At 59.5% G+C, this 3853-nt stretch carries 4 protein-coding genes; 2 read left to right on the forward strand and 2 right to left on the reverse strand.

Annotated features, from left to right (window positions below; all coding sequences use genetic code 11):
- Positions 1–186 precede the first annotated feature (186 nt).
- Together AC629_RS41025 and AC629_RS47390 are read right to left on the reverse strand one after the other, a co-directional pair.
- Entirely contained in the window at positions 187–897 is a 711-nt protein-coding gene (locus AC629_RS41025) for a hypothetical protein (protein WP_143199844.1), read from the reverse strand.
- 41 nt (positions 898–938) lie between these two features.
- A complete protein-coding gene (locus tag AC629_RS47390) occupies positions 939–1619 on the reverse strand; it encodes a YadA-like family protein (RefSeq protein WP_349531630.1) in 681 nt (226 codons plus the stop codon).
- On the opposite strand from AC629_RS47390, the gene AC629_RS47395 reads away from it, so the two are divergent.
- Both AC629_RS47395 and AC629_RS41035 read left to right on the forward strand, forming a co-directional pair.
- Complete coding sequence (locus AC629_RS47395) at positions 1582–2427, forward strand: hypothetical protein (RefSeq protein ID WP_168195715.1); 846 nt, start codon at positions 1582–1584, stop codon at positions 2425–2427. The two genes, AC629_RS47390 and AC629_RS47395, sit on opposite strands and share 38 nt — an antisense overlap.
- A gap of 193 nt (positions 2428–2620) precedes the next feature.
- Entirely contained in the window at positions 2621–3364 is a 744-nt protein-coding gene (locus tag AC629_RS41035; protein ID WP_143199845.1) for a hypothetical protein, read from the forward strand.
- Positions 3365–3853 lie beyond the last annotated feature (489 nt).

Here is a 3853-nt window from a genome sequence, read left to right on the forward strand (position 1 = left end):
GTCCCGATGATAGTCCACATCGGCAGACGGACATTCCTCGGCGCGTTGGGCCGCGCGGCAGCCACATGCCCTTCGCGCCATTTCGTTGCCACGCAATAAGCTGGTCGGTTTCGGGGAAGAGCAGACATCGAACACAAGCCGAACCCGCAGAGTCGGTCGAGAATGACCCATCTCGGATATTGCCCGCTATTCGGTCCCTTGGCTTGGTCCCTGCTCGGATTTCGATGCTTTGGGCTTTCGTGGGCCGCCGACCGCACCGTGCTGATTGGCGAGAGCCGTCGTGCCCTTCGATTTCTGAGGAGAGTTCACTTGCGCGGCGGGCGGCGGGTTGAGCGGAACTGGCACCACTCCGACGCCAATGGCATAGGGACGCCATCGACCTGCGACGTGCTGCAAGAAAATGTCGAAGGTGATCCGCGGCGAGCTATCAAATTCTCCATTCAGGCGAAGATAGCCCTGCGGCGTGAAGACTGGCAGTTGGGTGAATCGGGGCGTAGCGACGGACACGATTGAGAAATCTGTACCTTGTTGACGAATAGCCCTGAAGCTCTCCTCGAGGCGCTCGGGTGTATTGAGACCCTGAGAATCCGGAGCCGAGAGATCGCGCAGAACGGTATAATTCCCGGTGAGATTTCCGTCATTCACTGCGAGAAGGACGTTGCGCACGAGCGAAACCAACTGTTCCGCGCTCGGCAGCGGCGGCTTGTCTGGTGTCGCACTTGCGGCCGGAGCGATCTGCACCTGCGCTGGAGGAGGCGGCTGTGGTATTGCTGGTTTTTCCTGAGCCTGAAGCTGGATACCGCCCGACGGAGGTCCGGCTTGGGCATGCGCTCCCGATGTTTTAATCAATGACGTAGTGACGGCCAGCGCTGAAAAGAAAGCACATCTGAGCAACAAACGTCGCTCGCAAAGGGAGTGGTCGGTCCGTGGCCACCTAGTTACCATCCGGCCGACATGCCGACACGGCCGCCCACGCCATTACCCCTCCCGCTCACGTCGAATGCCACGCCGCCATTGACGGTGAAGGTTTGGTTGATGCGAGCTACGCCCTGAATGCCGAACGCTTGTGCGCCATTGTAGAAACCCAAATTCGCGTGCAATGCGACTCTCTGATGCTCCGGCAGATAGACGCCGCCGAGCGCCATCGCCATCGCGACACCACCGTCGAGACGCCTGACGTCTTGAGTAATGTTGGCAACCTGTTGATTCAGATTGTTGATGTTATTGAAAATCGCGCCACCATCGGTAGCGAGATTTCCGTTCGCATCGGATGTGACGACCTGTAGGGGCCCGCTTTGAGCGGCCCTGCTGGCGGCCGACGTGATGCCCGGCGCGGTGTAGGTGTTCGACGCCGTGCCGATGACCACCTGATTGTCGCGGGTTGCTACTGCGCCATTGCCGATGGCGGTCGCATTGTTGAAGGAGCCGGTGGAGGCGCTTTCGCCAATCGCCGTGGAGCCCACGCCGCGCGCTTGCGCATTTTGACCGAGAGCCACGGAATTCGTGCCCGCGACGGCGTTGGTCCCCACAGCGACAGAGCTTTCCCCGTTCGCCGTGGCGTTCACGCCGCAGCCCAGTGATGTGGCCGACGCCGATGCTCCACTGTTGCTGGCGGTCACGTTGCTAACGACGGATTCGAATGTTGGCGTCGCGGAGGTCAGGACGTTCGCAGTCGTAACGTTAAGTCCGTTGACGAAATTACCTGTCGTCTGTGTGACACTCGTAACAGCGTCGGCGGTGGCCGGCGTGAAGGTCGCGCCGGTCAAAAACGTACCTGTGGTCGAGGCGACGTTCGTCACGACCGTCTGCGACGTCGGCGTGCCGCTCACGACCGGCACAGTCAGGACAGGCCCGACCAAGCCACCGGTGGTGTTTAGGAGTTCAATTTGTCCGCCATTTGCCTCAGTAGGTGAGCCACCAGGGAAGGAAAAGGAGGCGGAGGCGTTGGGGGTGCTGGCGCTTGGGCTAAATGCGACGGTCCGGAGGTCAGTCGTCAGGCCTGGGGTGGGGGTGATGCCAGTGACTGTTGCGGTGGTTGGAGTCACAGTGGCGACTGCGGTTCCGGTGGCCGTAGTGAAAGTCGTTCCACTGGTCAAGAACGGCACTGGCCCTGGATTTGCTGTCACATTCGTCAAAGCAGCAGCCATTGTCGGCGTTACGCCCGTCACCACAGTCGCGCCCGGCGCCCCGGTAACGTCGGCTACGGCATTCGTGAAGGTCGGCGTCACGCTCGTGACACAGGTTGCGGCCGAAGCCGAGGACAACAGTGCGGCGTTGAGGCCGCCGACGGAAAATGCTGCGAGAAACGTTTGGTTTGGGCCCGACAGCAACATCGCTAACGACCAAGTCGTCGCTTTGCGCAGCACCATTGACGTACTCATACGCGCCCCGCAGAGATCTGCTAGAGATCTGGAATCGCGCGCTTAAGTTGCCGAGGCTATTCGGCAAAAATCCAGACACAGTTCGGCAAAAATGTGCATATTGAATATGTGGTTACCAAGTTACACTGTGGACAGCGAGACTGACCTAATCCGAACTCGATCTTTCCGTCGTCTGCTACGTTAGCGAGCGCCATGGCAAATTGAACCGCAAGGCGCAGTCGCGTTCGACTTGGCCATGGATGGACAGTTTCGTTACCACTGAGGCCGGCGCTGCCGTGTCACAGTGGAGAGGTCCTACCCCCGATCTCTTGAGCACTGTATTTATGGTCTTGCATTTTGGCCGCATAGAACTTGCCGAGGTGTCGGGGCTCGCCTACGCCACGCTCGGCGGTCTGTTGCAGCGAAACTTGGCGCCGACGTTCATCGACGATCCCGGTCGCCTTGCGTCCACGGCGTTCGATGCGCTGATGCTGACGACGGCCGACTTTTTCTGCCGTGATGGCGGCTATGATAGGCGGTTCATCGCCAATGTGCTGTATCAGAACCTCGACGAGTGCTACCGGCTGGCCGCGCGCATCGATGCCAACGAAGCCGACATCGTGGCGCTGATCGCGCAGACGGAAGACCGGAATTGCCTTGTGATGGGCGGCAACTTTCGTGACGTCATAGCGCAGTTGCCCCTTCGCGTGCGAAGCCCAGCGCGGATGTGCTTCGTGTCGATGACGCTGGCTGCGCGTCAGATCCGGGAGCGCGCGAAGCATGGCAAAATCGATATCGGCGACCGTTTCGCGATGACCGAAGCCGAAGTTGAGGAGATCGCAAAGCTCGCTATTGGCCGTCACGGCAGGAAAAAGAACAGGACCAAGTCAAGGCTCGAACGTAAAGTGCGTAAAAATGGCGAGCCACGGCCGCGGCTGCGAAGGCGGACTAAATTATCGGATGAAGAGGCTGCACCGGATTGGGATACAAACGAGGACGCGTAAGCCTCATCGTGTACCAAAACTTGGGATGCATCGAGAAAGACCCCTGCAAAGTTCGGTCGGAAGCTTGTCGAGGGGTGGCGATTTCGCGCGTTCATGAAATCCGGCGGAAAGATGAGGCACACTGAATTTGTTAAGCGCCGCATCATTGCGCAGCTGGGCACTTCCGCAGTTGGCCCATCGCGTCACCTCACTGCGGTGCAGAATTTTGTCGCTGTCGGGGGCATAGCGGACGATGCCCGGACTTGCCGCTGGCTTAGCCGGTCGCGAATGACCCGAAGCCGACCTTGCGCCGATGCTGCCGGAGGCGCGGTGCGGGCGCGAAAATAAATTCGTAGAGCATGTCGTTTTGGCGGTCCGCCGTTCGACTGGGTGTCGGCGGAGCTACTTCGGTTGTGGCTGGAGCTCACAATGTGACTGATTAGCTATCAGATCAATGATCTTGCGGAGGTTGGCAATGACGATCTCGCATCGATTTATCGAGACAAATGG

The organism is Bradyrhizobium sp. NAS80.1 (genome assembly GCF_001908205.1).
Classification (GTDB): Bacteria; Pseudomonadota; Alphaproteobacteria; order Rhizobiales; family Xanthobacteraceae; genus Bradyrhizobium.